General features: G+C 49.9%; 1 pseudogene. It reads left to right on the forward strand.

The window, feature by feature from the left end:
* Positions 1-28 precede the first annotated feature (28 nt).
* Positions 29-253, forward strand: a pseudogene (locus H4O21_RS24880) (UPF0758 domain-containing protein); the annotation flags it as partial.
* Positions 254-337: the final 84 nt, after the last annotated feature.

A 337-nucleotide genomic window follows, 5' to 3' on the forward strand; every position in this document is an offset into this window, starting at 1 on the left:
GATGGCAACCATGATTAAGGAGGATGTGATGAGTCTTAAACACTGGCCGGAACATGATCAGCCCAGGGAAAAACTATTACGGCAGGGGGCTCATACACTGAGTGATGCCGAGCTGCTGGCTATTTTTCTGCGTATCGGTGTTTCCGGTAAAAGTGCTATTGATCTGGCTCGTGACCTGCTGGCCGGATTTGATGGCCTGAGAGCCTTGTTAGAAGCAGATCAGGACACTTTCTGTCGTTATCACGGACTGGGTCGAGGATTCCATTCTGGTATCTGAGCGGGTTGTACAGGAGGATCGCTTCACTACGATTCATATTCAGGAGCTGACCTGTGTATC

This window comes from Oceanospirillum sediminis (assembly GCF_014164585.1).
In the GTDB taxonomy this organism is placed as follows: domain Bacteria; phylum Pseudomonadota; class Gammaproteobacteria; order Pseudomonadales; family Halomonadaceae; genus Oceanospirillum; species Oceanospirillum sediminis.